The sequence below is a fragment of the Mucilaginibacter sp. GW822-FHT03E02 genome (assembly GCF_058801545.1).
Map to the genome: position 1 here is coordinate 2,213,075 of NZ_JBXANJ010000001.1, position 18,704 is coordinate 2,231,778.

Sequence of the window (18,704 nt, forward strand, 5' to 3'; positions counted from 1 at the left end):
CATTAGTCATTAGAGGGCTGACGAGGAAAGCGTTACTGATACAGTAAAGCAAAAGGGATCGTAATTTTATTGCGGTCCTTTTTGCTTTTTATAACCATGCACCGGATCACCAGCAACCTGAAGAAGCTACCAATGACAGCGAAGCGAAATGACCAATGACGCGCAGCAAATGACTACTCCACAGGCAGAATTGCTTTCTTCCTCCTCCCCCATATTTCGCCTTTGTGTCGCGTGGGGACGGTATCGCCGATGAGTTTACCCCATGGTTTCAGTCCATCTATCCTATCGAAAATAATTTTTAATACCGCTATAAAGGGGATGGACAGGAACATGCCGGAAAGGCCCCATAACATATTACCCAGTAACACAACAATGATAGACATGAGCGCATTGATCTGCACTTTTGAGGACACAATGCGTGGCACCAGGATGTTGTTATCAATAAACTGAATAACAAGGTAAGCCGCTATTACCCCCAATTGCGTGGTGTAGCCATCTTTGGTAACCGTAGCCATTAATACCGGTAAGGCTATGGCGATAATACCGCCTAAATAAGGTACAAGATTAAGGATAGCCCCTATAACCCCAATCAATATCCCATATTTTACGCCAAGCAGAATAAGTGCAAGCGAATTCATGGCTGCCACAATCATCATTTCTATCAGTAAGCCTATGATGTAGCTTTGAATAGCCGTTTTGGTTTCTTTTAATATTTCGGCTACCTGTTTGGAGTTCTTCTCTGAAAACACTTCGTAAAAAAAGTTGAGCAGTAAAGTTTTATAATACAGTACCAGGAAAACATAAACCGGTATAATAAATACCAACCCAAAGATTCCTAATACCGAACCCAGGGTACTGCCCAATAGCGATTGGCTGTTATTCATTGCCTCTTTAATGAGCAGATTTTGTTTTTGTATGGAATAACCAAAAGTTGTTGCCACCCATGATTGCGCCGAAGCCGAGATAGTTGCAAATTTTTGCTTCAGCACGGGCAGTGAATCGCCAAACTGGATTATTTGGGTAGATAGAAAATAAAACAACCCGGCTATGGCTATGGATGCCAATAACAAGGTAATGGAAATAGCTAACGCTTTAGGTACCTTTTTCTTTTCCAGCCAATTGCAAACCGGGTTCAACAAAATGGCGATGAATAAGGCGTAAGCTATCGGCACAAAAACATCGGCCAGCTGGTAAAATATATAAACCAATAAAATGAGCCCGAACATGATAATGGTGCTCTTGAGGAAAAAAGGGTATTCTTTGGCAGGCATAAAACAAGGTAATAAAGTATTACCAATTAATGGGTTAAATGCCCAATTGTTTTACGGGATAGTAAATCTTTATGCATTTAAAATAAAAATGTCACTGCCTTTGGTCTAACAAAAGCAATGACATATCAATGTTTTTTAGATTACCGTTGGCTACTTCGCAGTCAAAGTAATTGCAGCAGCAGGTAAGCCTTTGGATGTTGCTGTAAATGTAACTGCGCCCGCTTTTTCCTTTGCCTGTACAATGGCCAGTGCTAAGCCGTGGAAAGCTTTACGGTACGATACCTTGAAGGAATCGTGTGTAACAGGATCACCGTTATCAACGCTGGCAACAAAGGCCGGACCGTTTATTTTAAAGTCGACAAGGTTATCGGCATCGGGAACCACATTGCCGTCTTTATCCAATATTTTTACGGTGATGAATGACAGGTCTTTTCCATCGGCTCTGATCAGCTTACGATCTGCAGATAGTTCGATCTTAGCTGGTTCTCCGGCGGTATGGATAAGTTTGGTTAACACCACTTTGCCATCCTTGCGCGATACGGCTTTCAGCGTACCTGGCTCATATTTTACACGCCACATGATGTGCAGGTCGTCGCCGGTTTTCTTTTTGGTGCCTAATGATTTGCCATTCAGGAAAAGCTCCACTTCATCGGCATTGTTGTAATAAGCCCAAACGTCAATCATTTTACCCGGAGTCCAGTTCCAGTGTGGGAAGATATGGAGTACCGGCTTGTTTGTCCACTCGCTTTGATACATGTAGTACACATCCTTAGGGAAACCGGCCAAATCAACAATACCAAAGTACGAACTCCGCGACGGCCAGCTATATGGTGTAGGTTCGCCTAAATAATCAAAACCTGTCCAGATGAACATCCCCGAAAGGAAATCATATTTTTTCATCACTTTCCAGGTCATCTCGTGGGTCGATCCCCATGGTGGTCGTACGTTGTCATAAGCCGATACGTTATTACCTTCTCTTTCAAATGGTTTATCCCATTTTTCGGGCCATACACGTATGCTATCTGATGGCATTTCGTAAAATCCTCGTGTCTCCAGCCCGGATGTTGTCTCGGTGGCTATGAATTTTTTACCTGGGTAGCGGTCATGAAAAGCGGCGTACTCCCCTTCATGGTAATTGTAACCCACTAAATCTATCGCACCCGAACTAATGATCTTGTTATTTTTATCCGGGTTGTTGTTGGCAGCGGTTATAGGGCGGGTGGTATCAAGGCTGTGCACAATGGCAGCAAGCTCCGGCGCTATCCTTAAAGCCGTGGTATCGTGCTGTTGCGGAATTTCGTTACCAATACTCCATATCATTACGCTGGGGTGGTTACGGTCGCGCAGTACCTGGTCTTCTAAGTCGCGTTTATGCCATTCTTTAAAAAACAGGTGATAATCGTATTTAACTTTTTCCCATTCCCAGCAATCAAAAGCTTCATCCATTACAATGAAACCCATTTTATCGCAAAGGTCAAGCAACTCCGGCGCCGGTGGATTGTGCGAGGTACGGATACCATTACAACCCATCGCCTTTAAAATTTGCAGCTGGCGCTCCAATGCACGGGTGTTAATGGCCGCGCCAAGGCTGCCCAGGTCATGATGATCGCACACGCCTAAAATTTTCATGGCTTTACCATTCAGGCTGAAACCTTTATCCAAATCGAAATTAAAATAACGGATACCCACTGGGGTAGTATACTCGTCAATAACGGTTTTGCCGGATAATACCTGCGTAACCGCTTTGTATAAATAAGGTTTATCAACACTCCACAAGCTTGGATTTTTTACTGCAAGGGTAGTGCTTGTTTCAAATACAGTATCCTGTAGTTGTGCTTTAGATGGTATCGCTCCGCCGCCTGCAACCGCTTTACCAAGGGCATCATATAACGTAGTTTTTACAACCAGCGCAGCAGAAGGTGATCCATTTTTTACGCTTACTTTGATATTTACTTTTGCCGATGCTGCACTTACATCGGTAGTGGTTACAAAAGTACCCCAATGGTTAATAGCAGTTTTAGCGGTAGTAACCAGCCACACATTCCGGTAAATACCAGAACCGGAATACCAGCGCGAATTTGGCTGAACCGAGTTATCAACCTTAACAGCAATAACGTTATTACCGCCAAAGTTTAGGTACGGAGTTAACTCATAACGGAACGAGATATAACCATTTGGCCTGAAACCAAGCAGGTGCCCGTTAATCCACACTTTGCTTTTCTGGTAAACACCGTCAAAATCGATGTATACCAATTTGCCTTTTGATGATGCCGGAACAGTAAATGATTTACGGTACCAGCCTATGCCGCCCGGCAGTGCACCGCCTTCGGGTGTTGCAGGATTATCCTTGCTGAATTTGCCTTCAACGCTCCAGTCATGGGGCAGGTTAAGGCTGCGCCATTTGGCATCGCTGGTGGCGGGCTTTTCGGCATTAGCTACCTCGCCCAGGTTAAAGCGCCAGCCTTTATCAAAATCAAGTGTTTGACGGGTTTGCTGGGCAAAGGTTTTGGCACTAAAAAACAGCGCGACAAGCAACAGGCCACTAAGCTTAATGGCCTTGGGGGATGATTTTATAACGTACATATAGGCAGTAATTGGATTAAATGTAATTACGACACTAAATTATAAATAATTGTGGGATTTGAAAGGAAAAACAGCCATGTGGCCGATGGCCCGGATCTAATTTAAATCAATTTACTATAAAGGTTACACTCTGGGTTGTACCTGCGTTAGGAACTGTCACTTTAATAACCATATCATATTTATCAATAATGCCATCGCCGTTAATGTCCTGGTGAATATCATCGCCAATTTTTGCCGCCGGCGTTTGCGTTGGTGAACTATTGATTTGTAACTGGCTGGTGAATTGACCGGTTACAATGTAAACAGAGTTTATATCTGTAAGCACCTTGCCGTCCGAATTATAATGGTACAAATAATAAGTCTTACCTGCAGCAACATCAAAATCGATTTTACCTGCACCGTTGCTTTGTGACTGAGCTATGTTGTTGCCGTTCGTTCTTTTTTCGTCGGACAATAATTGTATGTTTAGTCCACTCAAATTAGTCCCCGTGAGGGATTGTACGTTAACTTCAACCCGGGTTGCAACAGAACCGCTGTTTTTTTTGCAACCGGCAATACTTATCGTCGCTAAAACGGCTATTAAAAATTTTGAGCGCATAATCTTAATTGTAAAAAGGTGGTTTAAAATACGTAATTGTTATATAAATGCAATCGTGTTGTGGATTTAAAATTCACTTCTTCACCGTATTCACCATACTAAAGCCTACCAGCTCGTCCCAACGGGCCGTAGCTGGTCTATAGTATACCAGTAGCTGGTAATCGTTTTCTGTTTCAAAATGGCTGCCTTCAATGGGTACATCGTCGGCTTTTTTGGTAGCATTATCAACCCAAACATATTCATAATCATATACGCCCTGTTTAAGCAGTAGGTTAATGTAGTAACGGCCGTTTTCGTCGCGTGTGAGTTTACTGCGCTCGTCAATTTTATAATCGTTAAACATGCCTACAATGTATGGCGTGCCGTCGCCGCCCGTAGTATTTGCGGCCAGACTAAAGTATACGCGGGCGTAATCCGCGTCGTTACGAGGATCGCTGCCGTCCTGGTTCAGGATATAAAACTTCCCGTTATTATCAAAGTACTGTACATAATTGGGGTTATTGCGCCATGGATCGCCAATAAGCACCACTATGTTGGCGGTATCCTTATAAATCCTGGCCACCCGCTGCGAATTGAGCTTAAGCGTACGCAGATCAAACAGCCTGAACTCATTACGACCCGGAAAATCGTTAATAGCTACATCATTATAAACCAACGAAGTGCCGCGGATGTTGGTAGGCCGGGTATTTAAAATACCTGTTGATGTACGGGCGTTCTGCATCACAAAAACGCGGATATCATAGGATGGATTTTGCACCCTGAGGCTGCCATAGTCGACAGTGAAGTTTAACTTTTGATTGGTTTGCCGGGTTTGGGTATTTGGCGATGCAAGCGTATTGGTCGCAATTGAAACCTTTTGACCCACCACGTATAAACGGCGGGTAAGGATCATTTTGGATTGATCGCCATCCTCATAAACCTTCAGGACGTAATTGCCGGATATTTTGGGGGCGATATTATCATTGGGGATATGCTGCTCGTAATGGGTATATTTTTGGAACGTACCTATGGAGTAGCTAAAAGTATAAAACCTATCGTCCTGGAAGCTTTGCAGGTACTCGGCCGGCGAAAGGTTTGAGGAGTTCCAGTTGGCATCACAATGTTCAATGGTATAATTATAATTGCGGGTACCACCACGCAGGTCATCAAAAGCCAAAAGTACTTTATCATCGCTGCCCAGGTTTATAATCGGGAACGGCTGCTTGCCTGTGCCGTTAAACTCCACACTTTTAATGGCTGGGTTGTAAACATTGTTATCGTAAGGGGATTGGGCAAAGGTTTGGAGGGAGAGAAAGGTGAAGAGGAATATGTAAACCAGCTTCAAAAACCAGGCGTCATTGCGAGGTACGAAGCAATCCCCGATATGCAAAGCGGCCTTGCAAGGTTGCCCTGTATAGTTGGGGATTGCTTCGTACCTCGCAATGACGGGTTTCATAAAATGTTTTACTTTAAAATTTTGTCATTGCGAGCGTAGCGTGGCAATCTCGTCTCATGCAATTCGAATATGCATAGTTCGCGATTGCTTCGTGCCTCACAATGACATATTGGTTTATTTTTACGCTTCCAGTTCCAATATCTGCTCAGCCAAAGTTTCCCATTTTTGCTGAATTTGTTTCAGCTCGGCCTGCTTTTGGTTGTAAGCAGCGTTGGTTTCTTTTAGCTTTTGGCTATCAGTGTATATTTTTGTATCGGCCAATTTGGCTTCAAACTCTTTCACTGTTTTATCAAGCGCGGCAATTTGTTCTTCCATTTTGGCCAGGTCCTGGTTCAGTTTTTTTAGTTGCTGATGCTTATTTTCGCCGTGCTGTTGTTTAGCGGGCTCGGGCTTTTTCTCTTCCTTTTTAGGTTGAGGTGCGGGTGCGGCAGCTTTTGGATCTAACTTGCGTTTAGCATTCCACTCATCATACTCGGCGTAAGTGCCCGGGTATTGTTTAATTTTCTGGTCCTCAATAAACCAAATTTTATTAGCCACATTATCCAGAAAATACCTATCGTGAGATACTACAATAACAGTACCTTCATACTGTTGCAACGCCTGTATCAATATGTTAACAGACGCCATATCCAGGTGGTTGGTAGGCTCATCCAGTACCAGGAAGTTTGCATCGGCTGTAAGTGCCTTAGCTAAAGCCACACGCGATTTTTCACCGCCCGATAGTACCTTGATCTTTTTAAAAACATCATCGCCGGTAAACAAAAACGAACCTAATATGGAGCGCAGCTCCGTATCGGTATGTTTTGGCGCGAATGATTGTAGTTCCTGCAATATCTGGTGTTCCAGGTGCAGGCTCTCCAACTGATGCTGTGCAAAAAATGTCTGGGTAACGTTATGGCCTGTTACAGCCGTACCTTCAAACTCTTTATCAGCACCTGCCACAATACGCAGCAAGGTAGATTTACCTTTACCGTTGGCTCCTATCAGCGCAATTTTATCACCTTTTTCAATAATTGCTTCGGCATCATTTAAAATATCGATAGCCGGGTATTTTTTGGTGATATGCTCCAAAGTACTTACGTGGCGACCAGATTGCCTGCTAAATTTGAAGCTGAAGTTAACCTCCGGGTTATCATCATCAACATCATCAACACGTTCCAGTTTATCCAGCATCTTGATACGCGATTGCGCCATTTTTGCCTTGGATGCCTTAGCACGGAAACGTTCAATTAAACGCTCTTCCTGTTTTATTTTTGATTGCTGGTTTTTAAACTCGCCACGCTGAATTTCGGCACGTAATGCTTTTTCTTCCAGGTAAAAAGTATAGTTACCTGCGTAAACGTTCAGTTTACCTTTACGAGATTCAACAGTGCGGTTAATAACCTTATCCAAAAACCACCTATCGTGCGATACGATGATAATGGCGCCGTTAAAAGCTTTCAAATAATCTTCAAGCCACTGGATGGATGGTAAGTCAAGGTGGTTGGTAGGCTCATCCAGTAAAAGGATATCCGGTGCCTGTAACAGGATTTTGGCCAGCATTACCCGCATACGCCATCCGCCCGAAAAGGTGCTGAGCTTGCGTTCGCATTCTGCTTCGGTAAAGCCTAAACCGGCTAAAATTTCGTGTGCTTTGTATTCAATGTTATAACCGTCAAGCGCTTCAAACTCGTGTTGCTTATCGCTCAGTTTGTTAATCAGGTCTTCGGTATAATCGGTTTCGAGTTTTTTTAGTAAAATTTCTATCTCATCGTGCAGCTGGTTTTGGCGCTCAAAAGCTTCCATGGCCACATGCACAATATTTTTATCAGATGAGTATGACAGCAAATCCTGGTTAAGGTAACCCATAGTAAGGTCCTTAGCCATTGATATGGTGCCCGATGTAGGTTTATAGTCGCCTACAATAATTTTCAGAAGGGTAGTTTTACCTGTTCCATTGGCACCTATTAAACCAATTTTTTCACCAGGTTTTATATGCCAGTTGGCTTCATCATAAAGGGCCCGCGCACCAATCTCAAACGTAAGGTTATTTATAGCAATCATTTGGGCGCAAAGATACGGTTTTTGAGCCGTATTTTGGCAGGCCCGAGGTGAAAGGTAAAAGGCAAAAGGTGAAAGGTATTAAGATGATAGAAAAATGATATTTTCCTTCATAAGGTAAAAGGAGAACGGCCTTTCAAGGCTTAGTCAAAAAAAGATCACCTTCAGTCCTTTCCCAAAAAACCTTTTGCCTTTAACCTTTTACCTTTCGCCTCATAATTACGCTCCCACGGCCTTAAGCCATGTTTGAGCCATCAGGGCTTCGCCGGCTACACTGGGGTGTACGCCGTCGCGGTTCCAGTAGGTGGCCGGGGCAATTTTCTCGGCTTTATCAAATGCCGACTGGTAGGGTACAAAAACGGCCTCATATTGCTCGGCCACATCCTTAGCTGCCTTGCGGAATAAATCAAACGTTGGGTACCATTTATCGTCAACCGCCTTAACGCCTTTTTCGGCAAAGGGCTCGCAAATAACAATTTTAATATCGGGCAGCGCAGCTTTGGTGCGGTCAATCAGTTTTTTATAGTCGGCAATATAGGTATCGATAGTGCCTTTGTAACCATTGGTGAGGGTATGCCAAAAATCGTTTACACCAATGTGGATGCTCAAAACGTTTGGCTTCAAGGCCAGGCAATCGGTATCCCAGCGTTCGGCTAACTGGTATACTTTATTACCGCTAACCCCTTTGTTATAAATTTTCAGGTTTTTATCAGCGTGTTTAAGCAATAGCTGCGATGCGGTGATGAGCGCGTAACCCGATCCTAAGGCACTGGTTGTATTAAATTCGGTACTGTTATGGTCGCGGCCCCAATCGGTAATGGAATCGCCCTGGAAAAGCACCACGTCGCCGGTATTGAAACTGATTTTTCTTGATGGTTTAGTGTTGGCTAATGCAGCCGAAACTATCTGCGGCAAGCCCATTGCAGCGATGGTACCCACCGATGCGGTTTTTAAAAAATTACGACGATTGGGTTTAAAAATATTATTCATAAATGGTTTGATAGATTTGATTTTGGATTTCCGAATTTACTGATTTACCCGGCTTTTTTAAACTTTGTTAAATTTTGTACCAGCATTTGCCTTATTAATATAAGCTGCCGGTTTAATTTTCATAAAATTCTGGTTTATACAGCTATCAGTATTTGTTAACTTCGCGCCATGTATTTTTTATTAAAACCCATCCTGTTCCAGTTCGATCCCGAAAAAGTACATTACTTTGTAACCCGCAACTTAAAGCGCTTTAACCGTTTTCCGGGTGGGGCCGCGTTAAGCAGGGCCATATGGGATGTAAACAACCCACGACTGGAGCGTGAGGTGTTCGGCCTTAAATTTAAAAATCCCGTTGGCCTTGCCGCCGGCTTTGATAAAAATGCCGAACTGATGGGCGAAATGGCCAACATAGGTTTTGGCTTTGTAGAGATTGGTACCGTTACCCCACTGCCCCAGCCCGGCAACCCGCAGCCACGCATGTTTCGCCTGCCGGCCGATGGTGCGCTCATTAACCGTATGGGCTTTAACAATTTTGGAGTTGATGTAGCTGCCGAACGAATAGCCACCTTCCGCAAAAATGCCAAAGGCGCGCAACGGAGCCTGATCATAGGCGGTAACATTGGCAAAAATAAGGTTACCCCTAACGAAGATGCCGTAAGCGACTATATCAAATGCTTTGACCGCCTTTTTGATGTGGTTGATTATTTTGTAGTGAATGTAAGTTCGCCCAATACGCCCGGCCTGCGCGAGCTACAGGAAAAAGAACCTTTAATGAACCTGCTGAATACCCTGCAACAGCGTAATTCAAAAAACGGCATCAGCAGGCCTATCCTGCTCAAAATAGCGCCAGACCTCACAGATTCGCAGCTGGATGACATTGTAGAGATTGTACAGCAAACCGGCATTGCAGGGCTTATAGCCACCAATACAACCATCAGCAGGGATAATTTAAACTCGCCAGCCAGCTTAAAAGACGAAATGGGCGGACTTAGCGGCATGCCGCTGACCAAACGCTCAACCGAGGTTATCAGCTATATTCACAAAAAATCAAACGGATCGTTCCCGATAATTGGCGTAGGCGGCATACACTCGGCCGATGATGCTATCGAAAAACTAAATGCCGGCGCATCATTAGTGCAGCTGTATACCGGTTTTATTTACGAAGGGCCGGGGTTGATTGGGAGGATAAATAAGCGCCTTCTGAATCAGAATTTGCAGAATTAGAGGATTTTCAGAATCCTAAAAGTTCAATAAACTTAGCTGGCACAGAAAAGCATTCATTCTGCTAATTCTAAAATCCTGTAAATTCTGATTCAGACCAATAAAAAAATCCCGCCGGTTTCTGAAACCAGCAGGATTTATAAGATCTTTTTAAGCGCCAGGCGCCTGAAAACAGATAGATTATTTACCGGCAGCGATAGCTAAAGCTTCGTTGTTTTTTTGGATCTGGTTGCCCTTTTTCTCGGCAGAACGGCTTCCGTACTCAAGGTTAGTAGCCAGTTTTAAAAACTGAACTTCTAAACGTGAAGTAGTTTTGTTTTTTCTATCTTTTCTTTTTAAACGTGTAACGCCCATGGTGTTGTTATTTTAATGTTTTTAATACCCTTGAGGTCGGGAGCGGATTCGAACCGCTGTAAAAGGTTTTGCAGACCTCTGCCTAGCCACTCGGCCACCCGACCCTAATTTTAGGATTGCAAAAATAGTAATTTATTTATTGCAAAGCCAATATTTATTTCATTGAATTTCTTTTTATTTCAGAACACAGTATGGCAGTGGCTATTGCCACATTCAATGACTCGGCCTGGCCCGCTCTCGGTATGGTTGTTTTAGTAGTTATTAACCGCTCAATATCAGCACTTATCCCGTTGCCCTCGTTACCCATCACCAATAATCCTTCGGTACCAAAACCTGTGTTATAAATATTTTCGCCATCCAGCATCGCTCCAAATACGGGCAGTTTAATTTGTGGCAAAACCTGCGCCAGGTTTGTATAATGTACATTTACACGTGCCAGCGAGCCCATGGTGGCCTGTACTACTTTGGGATTGTACACATCAACCGTGTCTTCGCTGCATATAATATCGGTAATACCAAACCAATCGGCGGTGCGGATAATGGTACCCATATTGCCGGGGTCCTGTATATTATCCAGCACTAAAGAAAACCTTTGCTTAAGATTATCGTAATTTAAAGTTGGCCATATTGGTATTTTAACCAAACCAATTACCTCCTGCGGCGTTTTCAAAGTGCTGATTTTTTCGATATCCTTCACCGAAATCTCCTGAAAGTTTATTTTTCGGGATAAATTCAGCATTTTTGGGACAATTGCGCCGGTATGGTATACCGTATCAACCTGGTAACGTGAACCTGTAAATTCAACAACTGATTTATAGCCTTCAACCAGGAAAAAACCATGTTCCCTGCGAAATTTTTTATGTTGTAAGGATGTTAATAAACTGATTTGTGATTTTGAAAGCATACAAAAAACCTGCTGGTTACCGTCTTGCAATATTAAGTATTTTACTGCTCATAATCGGCTCGGGCTGTAGCCTTACCCGTGGCATCAGCAAAAATCAAACCCTGGTGCGTAAAATTACCATAAAAGGCATTGATGAACAATTTGAAGAAGCCGCGTTAAATTATGTTGATAAAGAACAACAGCCAAATAACAAGCTTAACCTGCAATTTTATTATTGGTTTAGCAACCATGGCAAACGCAACATAGGCGAGGCCCCTACTTTACTTGATAGCAACCTGGTTGAGTATTCGCGTTTCCAGATGGAAAAATTCGTCCAGAACCGTGGTTATTTAAAAGCAAAAGTTACCGATAGCGTTATCATCAAAAAACAACGCGCCGAAATAGTTTTTACTACAGTAGAAGGCCCTATGTTCCACATCCGTAAGTTGGTGGATAGCATTCCGGATAAAAAAATTGCCAACCTTTACCATATCAACCGAAACAGGATGTCGCATATACAACCCGGAGGACGTTTTGACATGGATAGCCTGGCGCACGACCGAGATGAACTTTACCTGTTGATGAAACGGAACGGCTATTTTGACTTTTACCGCCAGTATGTTAATTTCACCTACGATTCAACTTTTAACAGCAGCGTAGTTGATATTAAAATGATGATTGACAACCCGGCAGGTAAAACAGAACACCCGGTTTATAAAATTAATAATACGCTGATAACCATATCTGCCAGTAACGGTAAAACTACCGGCAAAGCCGATACCTTGCAGGTCGATTCGCAATTCAGATATGTTGATTTCTCTCATCGGTTTAAACCGCGGGTAGTAACGGATTATACCTTCCAAAAAAAGGGGCAATTATTTGATATCGACAAACAGGCCCTAACTACAACCAGACTCTCGGAGTTAAACGTTTTCCGGAACGTACCCAACCCTACTTATGAAAAACTGGGCGATAGCACGCACCGTCTGAATACCAAAATTGACATTATCCCGCTTAAACATTACTCAGACCGGGTAGAGGGCGAGTTTCTGTTTGCCAACGGCAGGTACGGTTACAATGTGGGTAATACTTTTACCAACCGAAACCTATTTAACCAGGCGGCCATTTTGCAGTTAAAACTCAACTGGAGTATTTTGTTTGATAATGGTTCAAATACCACCAATAACGATAATATTCAAAACCAGGAGCTCCGGGCCGGCGCAAACCTTATTTATCCTCGTATAATATCCCCTTTCAGTTTCCCGCTTTTAGGAAAATATGGGGTTCCGCACACTACTTTCTCAACCAACTACTCTTTGTTTTATCAAAAAGGATTGGTAACCCGCCAAAGTTTTGTAAACTCTATTAGTTATGACTTTTATGAAACAGGCCGTAAACTGCATACTATAACACCAATAAATATTGAGTTTTCAAGAGGAGTTATTGACCCGGCGGCAATGGACAGCTTGCTGGCTTATAACAGGCAGGCTTACATCAGTTTAATAGGCCGAACTGTGTTTACAACTGGTAGCCAGTACACGTTTCAGTACAATGCTATCGAATTAAACTCCTACGATAACTTTTTATACTTTCGCGGAAGTCTGGATGTTGGCGGTAATTTCCTGAGTCTGTTAAGCAATACCTTCAACACACCACGGGATACATCTGGACAGCGCAAATTTTTAGGCTATACTTTTAGTCAATACGCAAAAGCCGAGGGCGATATACGTTTTTACCGTACCTTGGGTGGCGAAAAGCAACTTGTTTTTCGTATTAACCCAGGTATTGGGGTGCCGTATGGCAACAGCAGCCAGCTGATATTTGAAAAAAACTTTTACGGCGGTGGTGCCAATGATATGCGCGCCTGGCTACCACGTACGCTGGGCCCCGGGAATTTTAACAGAGCAACTTATTACGGCACCGATGCCACAAACCGGACACGTTTTAAATATCTTGACCAGTTTGGCGAAATTAAATTAGTAGCCAACGCCGAATACCGTTATAAACTGATCAACAATTTTTTTGGGGCAAAGTTAAAAGGGGCTTTTTTTGCTGACGCAGGCAATGTTTGGCGCCTTGGAAAAAAATCCGAAAGCCCCGATGGCGAGTTCAGGCTTGATAAACTTTGGCAGTCAACTGCAATTGGTATAGGTACCGGCTTAAGGTTCGATTTAAGTTTCTTTGTTTTCCGGTTAGATATGGCCTTTAAATTTAAAGACCCACAATTTACCGGTTCAGATCAATGGGTATTGCTCAAACACACCGACGAGCTATTTCGCAGCGGGTCGTTCAAGAACAGCTACGAACAAAACTATGGCGAAAGTTACAATTTTATGCAGCTGAATTTCGGCATAGGGCTGCCTTTTTAATTATTGAATTATCGATTTAGTGAATTATTGAACTGGGGAGGTTGGCTGGTTATTCTATTTGTACCTATGTCTGATTCCAATAGCCTAAAACCCCAATAATCTGTCCCTTCTCCTAAAATTGTAAACATTCTCGGTAAACTTAAAGTACATTACCAGATGCACAGCAGCTTGTAATGTAATCTTAAAGCCTTCAGTCCTTTGTAAAAAAGTCTTGATTCCTATCTCTTGATCCTTAACTCTCTCTCCTTAAAGCATATTCTTCAATCCGTCAATTATGCTTTCAAAGAATGTCGGAATGCTGAGGTTGTTGTGGTAATTAAAATACAGGAAAATACAAAAGATGATTACTGCTATAATAATAAACCGCTTAAACATGTAAGCCAGCAGTACCAATATCAGCGGTATAGCAACCAATAGCACCCAACTTATGTGCCATGGGCTTAGTTTGCTATCGTGCTTGTATATATAATAAAGTATGGCGTGGGTGCCGGTTTCGTTCATGTGCTTGGCATATAAAAACGTCGACCGGTCTATTTTTTGGCGGTAAAAAGCAACCCCTTTTTCAAATTTAAGCTGGTATTCAAACCCGTTCATCACAAAAGTGAACAGGCCATTCACTTTCTCCTGCGTTACGCCAGCCGTGTCGGTTGCTACTATGGCCACCTGGTCAATGGCAAAGGGATTTTCTTTAACTACAAAATGGTTTATGGTTATGGCATCAGCAAAAACAAAACTGTGGGCTGCCGTAACAAAGCAAAATAAAAGCAATAATTTTTTCATCTGTCAATAAACCTTCAGTAAAATGTACGCAATAAAAATAGTGTTTTTTACACTACTTATTCAGCAAATAAATAGCCGCATTAAGTACCGCGGCAAAACTTACCCAAAGCAAATAAGGCCATAACAACCGGCCCGCAGCCTTGCTAAACTTGTAAAACCAGTTGATGTTTAAAATAATGGTTAGCCAAAGCAAAATGATAACAATAAGCGCACCTCCTACCTGGTGTAAACCAAAAAACACCATCGACCACGAAAAGTTCAGGGCGAGTTGTGTAAAGTAAATATTGCGTGCTGTGATGTATACAGGCTTACGGCTGCGGTGTTTCCACACCAGGTAGGCTGCTGTAGCAACCATAATGTATAGCACAGTCCACACCGGCGCAAACAGCCATGGCGGTGGATCAAATGACGGTTTTTTAAGTGTGCTGTACCAGCCGGCAATCTCGGGCCTTGTAAATAGCGAAGCCACTAAGCCAATAGCCAGTGTAATTACTAAACTGATCAGGAACGGAAAAAATTGAAACTTTCTGGGTACAGCCGGGATCATCGTTTACTTAACCATCAAAAATGCAATAAGTTTGCCGAATATTTACAATACGATTATCCAAACAGGTATTTCAAAAGTCACAAATACCTTAGTTTAGCGGCAATTGCCAAAGCTGACAAAAACACAATGATAAAAACTTATAAGCTATATACCGGTGCCGACGGGCACTCGCATGTACAAATGGGCACAGTAGCCGAGGGCCTTTTTAACCAGGCATCAAGCATCAGGTTCCAGGAATCGCCGCCTCACTCGTTTTTAGATTGGCACAATGCCCCTGCCGAGCAGTATGTGATAACCTTATCAGGCACCCTTGAGTTTGAAACCCGCCCAGGCGAAACTTTCATTGTGCGTCCCGGCGAAATACTGATTGCCCTGGATACCACCGGAACCGCCCATAAGTGGAAACTGGTTGATGACCAGCCATGGCGACGAGCGTATGTGGCTTTTGATGCCGGGCATGAAATAAATTTTGTGCCGGACGGAGTGTAAAAAAAGCCATGCTGGCCTGGCATTGCTGCCAAACCAGCTCCCTGCCTGCAAAACAATCATTTTGCCTTGCTTGCAGGGCCGGCATTTTGCCCCCCTGGCAAACCGGATGACTTTTAAACTTCTTTAATCGGGCTTAATTCTTACATAAACGGTGCTAAAGCCATCAGAAATGAACACATCGTTTTGGAATAAGGTATCGTTGCGGATAATAAAAGCGGTAGGGTTTTGGTTGTTAATCTTCAACAGGTCAAAAGTTTCGGTAGCCGAATATTTATAATTCCTGATTATCGAAAACTTACCCGATAAGGTAAGCGAATCTTTTTTATACATTTTAAAGGTACTGTCGGCACCATAAACCTGGGTAAATGAGTAACCCGAACTTTGTGGCGTAATGGTAATCCCACCAATACCACCAACAGATTTTACCCACCGCCAACTGCCTGTTATTTGCGTAGATGTTGGGCCCGGCAAGCCATCTTTATTACATGAACTAACGCTGCAAAGCGCCAGCGCGGCAAATAACAGGATAAAGTATCTCATTTTATTAGGTTATATAAAGCATTACGCAAGCATTTAAAGCTTTGCTACAGTAGATTACAATTTTTTGCGAAAAATTATTTTATATAACTACTTATGTTATTTTGCAGCAAATTCTTTGTATCATTAAACCATGATTATAGTCATTCAATGTAAAGACCAGGTGGGCCTGGTTGCCTACATAGCAGCCATATTGGCTAAACAACATTTAAACATCGTATCCATGCGCGAACACGTGGATCAAAACGAAGGTTTATTTTTTATGCGGGTTGAAGTTGATGATAACCCCGAAAGTGCACAACTGGAGCAACTATTAAAACGACTGCTACCCGATGGCGCCATGGTGCTGGTAAACCCTCTACCCCGCAAAAAAGTTGTAGTGCTGGTAACTAAAGAATACCACTGCCTTGCCGATATACTTATTCGCAATTATTTTAACACATTGGGCGCAACAGTGCAATGTGTTATCGGTAACCATGCTACACTACAAAATATTTGCGAACGCTTTGATATGCCTTTTCACCACATATCCCATGAAGAAGGCACCAAAGAAGAATTTGAACAAAAGGTAATTGAAACTGTTGAACAGTACACGCCCGACTATGTAGTATTAGCCAAATACATGCGTATCCTGTCGCCAAATTTTGTCAGCAAGTTCCCTATGCGCATCATCAATATCCACCACTCGTTTTTACCTGCCTTTATTGGCGCAAACCCATACCGCAAGGCTTTTGAGCGCGGCGTAAAGCTAATTGGTGCAACCGCCCACTTTGTTTCAAACGAGCTCGACGAAGGGCCTATCATCGCCCAGCAAATTATACCGGTAAACCATACGTTTACAGCAGCAACCATGGTAAAAGCCGGCCAGGAAATTGAAACCTCGGTACTGGCCAGGGCTCTCAAGCTGGTATTTGAAGACCGGGTTTTCGTATCAAAAAACAAGACTGTTATTTTTGAATAAGCACATCCTGTTATCCAAGAAAAATACAACTGTCAAGAGATGACTTTTTTGACTTTTGAATTTTGACTTAAAACGATAATGGTGGACCATAAATGATCCACCATACATCTGAGATTTAGTTGATTATAAAAAGATCTTGGTTACTCTACTACAAGCGTGGCAATGGAATGCGGCTGGCTGGTTGTTTTGGCAGCTTTACCTTTTATCCACAGGCTATATTCAATTTTTTCGTCCGTTTGGTTCATCACTATTACGGATAACTTGCCGTTAGGGTTCAGGTAAGCGGTAGTTAATAATTTGTCGCGGCTGGCTACGGCTGCAACTCGCTTAGCACCAGGCTGAATATACTTGCTAAAATGCCCTAAATAATAGTAAGAGCTGGTGTAAATAAGACTGCCGTTACGCAAATCGGCATGTACCGGGGCAAAACAGAAGTTGCCCACATGGTTAGGGCCGCCTTTTTCATCCAGCAGGATGTTCCAGTCTGTCCAGGCTACGGTACCGGCATTAAAGTCGTTTATCATCGCCAGCCCATAGCGCTCGCCAAGCGACCAATCGTTAATTTTATTGAAGTCGTATTTTTCGATACAGCCTTCGGTAAAAATGAGGTTCTTAGTAGGGAAAGCCTCGTGTGTACGCCTTAACGATTCAAATTGCTGCCCTGCTCCCGTCCATGTTTCATACCAGTGGAAACCGATACCCCATACATATTTAGCGGCTGCAGGGTCTTCAAGAATGGTGCTGGCCTGCTGATATAACAAATCGCGGTTGTGGTCCCATACAATCAGTTTTTTGTTACTTAAGCCTTGTTTGGCCAATGTTGGGCCTAAAAAGTTCTTTACAAAATCGCGCTGTTCCTCGGCTGTGTACTTACATGACTCCCAGCTTTGCGATGCCATAGGCTCATTTTGTACCGATAAGCCCCAAATAGGGATACCTTCATTTTCATAAGCCCTTATAAATTTGCCATAAAAATTGGCCCAGCTTTGATAGTATTTTGGTAAAAGTTTACCACCATGCAACAGGCTGTTATTATCTTTCATAAAAGCAGGGGGACTCCATGGCGATGCAAACAAGGTGAGCTTGCCACCGGCAGCAGCCATAGCTTCTTTTATAAATGGAATGCGGTAGGCCCTGTCATGACCGATATTGAAAGTTTTAAGTGCTCCATCGCCCCCTTTGATATAAGAGTAGCTATCGCTCGAAAAATCGCAGCTTTGGATATTGGTGCGGGCCATGGTATAGCCTATCCCCTTATCTTTATCGTAGTAAGCGGCTAAAAGTTCTTTTTGCTTATCCTTAGGCAGTTTATAAAAAGTTTCGGCAGAGGCATCTGTGAGCGCGCCGCCAATGCCCAGCATAGTTTGAAACGATTTTGCCGGATCAACAAAAACAGATACTTCTGTTTCGCCTGGCTGGGGGCTATCCTGAAACTTTAGGGTTTCGGTAGTTTTAAACCTCATGCCCTGTTCGTTATCAGAAACTATAACGCTTACCTTTTTATTCGCAGTGGAAAACGGCACTTTAACCTGGGCATTTGCCGATGGCAATTGTAGCAGGCCAGTTGCCATAAAACAGCCTATTATTACTTTTTTATTCATAGTTTATCTTAATTGGTTTACCGGCGGGCAATCAGCATTTAGGGG

The 18,704-nt window shown here is 43.0% G+C and carries 16 protein-coding genes and 1 tRNA gene; 4 read left to right on the forward strand and 13 right to left on the reverse strand.

Going from position 1 to position 18,704, the window contains the following annotated elements; translation table 11 throughout:
* Positions 1-173 precede the first annotated feature (173 nt).
* The 6 genes from AC1RM2_RS09420 to AC1RM2_RS09445 all read right to left on the reverse strand — a co-directional run bounded on the left by AC1RM2_RS09420 (position 174) and on the right by AC1RM2_RS09445 (position 8,917).
* Positions 174-1,271: an AI-2E family transporter gene (locus AC1RM2_RS09420; protein ID WP_492984822.1), complete on the reverse strand. Its 1,098-nt coding sequence runs from the start codon at positions 1,269-1,271 to the stop codon at positions 174-176.
* 150 nt (positions 1,272-1,421) lie between these two features.
* Positions 1,422-3,854, reverse strand: a complete 2,433-nt coding sequence (gene galB / locus AC1RM2_RS09425; RefSeq protein WP_492984824.1) for a beta-galactosidase GalB — start codon at positions 3,852-3,854, stop codon at positions 1,422-1,424.
* Positions 3,855-3,960: 106 nt separating this feature from the next.
* Positions 3,961-4,452, reverse strand: a complete 492-nt coding sequence (locus AC1RM2_RS09430; protein ID WP_492984826.1) for a hypothetical protein — start codon at positions 4,450-4,452, stop codon at positions 3,961-3,963.
* Positions 4,453-4,525: 73 nt separating this feature from the next.
* Positions 4,526-5,887: a type IX secretion system plug protein gene (locus AC1RM2_RS09435; protein WP_492984828.1), complete on the reverse strand. Its 1,362-nt coding sequence runs from the start codon at positions 5,885-5,887 to the stop codon at positions 4,526-4,528.
* A 120-nt stretch (positions 5,888-6,007) separates the two neighbouring features.
* A complete protein-coding gene (locus AC1RM2_RS09440; protein WP_492984830.1) occupies positions 6,008-7,930 on the reverse strand; it encodes an ABC-F family ATP-binding cassette domain-containing protein in 1,923 nt (640 codons plus the stop codon).
* Positions 7,931-8,146: 216 nt separating this feature from the next.
* Positions 8,147-8,917 (reverse strand): SGNH/GDSL hydrolase family protein, encoded by a 771-nt coding sequence (locus AC1RM2_RS09445; protein ID WP_492984831.1) that lies wholly within the window; start codon positions 8,915-8,917, stop codon positions 8,147-8,149.
* Between the two features lie 168 nt (positions 8,918-9,085).
* Here AC1RM2_RS09445 and AC1RM2_RS09450 point away from each other — a divergent pair, with 168 nt between their 5' ends.
* Positions 9,086-10,141 carry a quinone-dependent dihydroorotate dehydrogenase gene (locus AC1RM2_RS09450; protein WP_492984833.1) on the forward strand — a complete coding sequence of 352 codons (1,056 nt, stop codon included), beginning with the start codon at positions 9,086-9,088 and terminating at the stop codon, positions 10,139-10,141.
* A 177-nt stretch (positions 10,142-10,318) separates the two neighbouring features.
* On the opposite strand, the gene AC1RM2_RS09455 is transcribed toward AC1RM2_RS09450, so the two are convergent.
* From AC1RM2_RS09455 to AC1RM2_RS09465, 3 genes are all read right to left on the reverse strand, one after another.
* Positions 10,319-10,492, reverse strand: a complete 174-nt coding sequence (locus tag AC1RM2_RS09455; protein WP_090652361.1) for a spore protein — start codon at positions 10,490-10,492, stop codon at positions 10,319-10,321.
* 33 nt (positions 10,493-10,525) lie between these two features.
* A tRNA-Cys gene (locus AC1RM2_RS09460) sits at positions 10,526-10,596 on the reverse strand.
* A gap of 50 nt (positions 10,597-10,646) precedes the next feature.
* On the reverse strand, positions 10,647-11,396 hold the full coding sequence (locus AC1RM2_RS09465) for a TrmH family RNA methyltransferase (RefSeq protein ID WP_492984835.1): 750 nt from the start codon (positions 11,394-11,396) through the stop codon (positions 10,647-10,649).
* On the opposite strand from AC1RM2_RS09465, the gene tamL reads away from it, so the two are divergent.
* A complete protein-coding gene (tamL, locus tag AC1RM2_RS09470) occupies positions 11,387-13,744 on the forward strand; it encodes a translocation and assembly module lipoprotein TamL (protein WP_492984837.1) in 2,358 nt (785 codons plus the stop codon). The two genes, AC1RM2_RS09465 and tamL, sit on opposite strands and share 10 nt — an antisense overlap.
* Positions 13,745-13,990: 246 nt before the next feature.
* Here tamL and AC1RM2_RS09475 read toward each other — a convergent pair whose 3' ends face one another.
* Both AC1RM2_RS09475 and AC1RM2_RS09480 read right to left on the reverse strand, forming a co-directional pair.
* On the reverse strand, positions 13,991-14,524 hold the full coding sequence (locus AC1RM2_RS09475) for a hypothetical protein (RefSeq protein ID WP_492984839.1): 534 nt from the start codon (positions 14,522-14,524) through the stop codon (positions 13,991-13,993).
* 52 nt (positions 14,525-14,576) lie between these two features.
* Positions 14,577-15,071: a TspO/MBR family protein gene (locus tag AC1RM2_RS09480; RefSeq protein WP_492984841.1), complete on the reverse strand. Its 495-nt coding sequence runs from the start codon at positions 15,069-15,071 to the stop codon at positions 14,577-14,579.
* Between the two features lie 126 nt (positions 15,072-15,197).
* Between AC1RM2_RS09480 and AC1RM2_RS09485 the strand changes: the two genes are divergently transcribed.
* Positions 15,198-15,560 (forward strand): hypothetical protein, encoded by a 363-nt coding sequence (locus AC1RM2_RS09485; protein WP_492984843.1) that lies wholly within the window; start codon positions 15,198-15,200, stop codon positions 15,558-15,560.
* Between the two features lie 123 nt (positions 15,561-15,683).
* Here AC1RM2_RS09485 and AC1RM2_RS09490 read toward each other — a convergent pair whose 3' ends face one another.
* Complete coding sequence (locus tag AC1RM2_RS09490) at positions 15,684-16,100, reverse strand: hypothetical protein (RefSeq protein ID WP_492984845.1); 417 nt, start codon at positions 16,098-16,100, stop codon at positions 15,684-15,686.
* A 130-nt stretch (positions 16,101-16,230) separates the two neighbouring features.
* On the opposite strand from AC1RM2_RS09490, the gene purU reads away from it, so the two are divergent.
* Positions 16,231-17,058, forward strand: a complete 828-nt coding sequence (purU, locus tag AC1RM2_RS09495; RefSeq protein ID WP_492984846.1) for a formyltetrahydrofolate deformylase — start codon at positions 16,231-16,233, stop codon at positions 17,056-17,058.
* Between the two features lie 140 nt (positions 17,059-17,198).
* Here purU and AC1RM2_RS09500 read toward each other — a convergent pair whose 3' ends face one another.
* Entirely contained in the window at positions 17,199-18,659 is a 1,461-nt protein-coding gene (locus AC1RM2_RS09500; RefSeq protein WP_492984848.1) for a glycoside hydrolase family 30 protein, read from the reverse strand.
* Positions 18,660-18,704 lie beyond the last annotated feature (45 nt).

Excerpts from the sequence above, each read along its gene's own strand:
- AC1RM2_RS09420 (WP_492984822.1), bottom strand. The coding sequence starts at position 1,271 with ATGCCTGCCAAAGAATACCCTTTTTTCCTCAAGAGCACCATTATCATG.
- galB (WP_492984824.1), bottom strand. The coding sequence starts at position 3,854 with ATGTACGTTATAAAATCATCCCCCAAGGCCATTAAGCTTAGTGGCCTG.
- AC1RM2_RS09430 (WP_492984826.1), bottom strand. The coding sequence starts at position 4,452 with ATGCGCTCAAAATTTTTAATAGCCGTTTTAGCGACGATAAGTATTGCC.
- AC1RM2_RS09435 (WP_492984828.1), bottom strand. The coding sequence starts at position 5,887 with ATGAAACCCGTCATTGCGAGGTACGAAGCAATCCCCAACTATACAGGG.
- AC1RM2_RS09440 (WP_492984830.1), bottom strand. The coding sequence starts at position 7,930 with ATGATTGCTATAAATAACCTTACGTTTGAGATTGGTGCGCGGGCCCTT.
- AC1RM2_RS09445 (WP_492984831.1), bottom strand. The coding sequence starts at position 8,917 with ATGAATAATATTTTTAAACCCAATCGTCGTAATTTTTTAAAAACCGCA.
- AC1RM2_RS09450 (WP_492984833.1), top strand. The coding sequence starts at position 9,086 with ATGTATTTTTTATTAAAACCCATCCTGTTCCAGTTCGATCCCGAAAAA.
- AC1RM2_RS09455 (WP_090652361.1), bottom strand. The coding sequence starts at position 10,492 with ATGGGCGTTACACGTTTAAAAAGAAAAGATAGAAAAAACAAAACTACT.
- AC1RM2_RS09465 (WP_492984835.1), bottom strand. The coding sequence starts at position 11,396 with ATGCTTTCAAAATCACAAATCAGTTTATTAACATCCTTACAACATAAA.
- AC1RM2_RS09475 (WP_492984839.1), bottom strand. The coding sequence starts at position 14,524 with ATGAAAAAATTATTGCTTTTATTTTGCTTTGTTACGGCAGCCCACAGT.
- AC1RM2_RS09480 (WP_492984841.1), bottom strand. The coding sequence starts at position 15,071 with ATGATCCCGGCTGTACCCAGAAAGTTTCAATTTTTTCCGTTCCTGATC.
- AC1RM2_RS09485 (WP_492984843.1), top strand. The coding sequence starts at position 15,198 with ATGATAAAAACTTATAAGCTATATACCGGTGCCGACGGGCACTCGCAT.
- AC1RM2_RS09490 (WP_492984845.1), bottom strand. The coding sequence starts at position 16,100 with ATGAGATACTTTATCCTGTTATTTGCCGCGCTGGCGCTTTGCAGCGTT.
- purU (WP_492984846.1), top strand. The coding sequence starts at position 16,231 with ATGATTATAGTCATTCAATGTAAAGACCAGGTGGGCCTGGTTGCCTAC.
- AC1RM2_RS09500 (WP_492984848.1), bottom strand. The coding sequence starts at position 18,659 with ATGAATAAAAAAGTAATAATAGGCTGTTTTATGGCAACTGGCCTGCTA.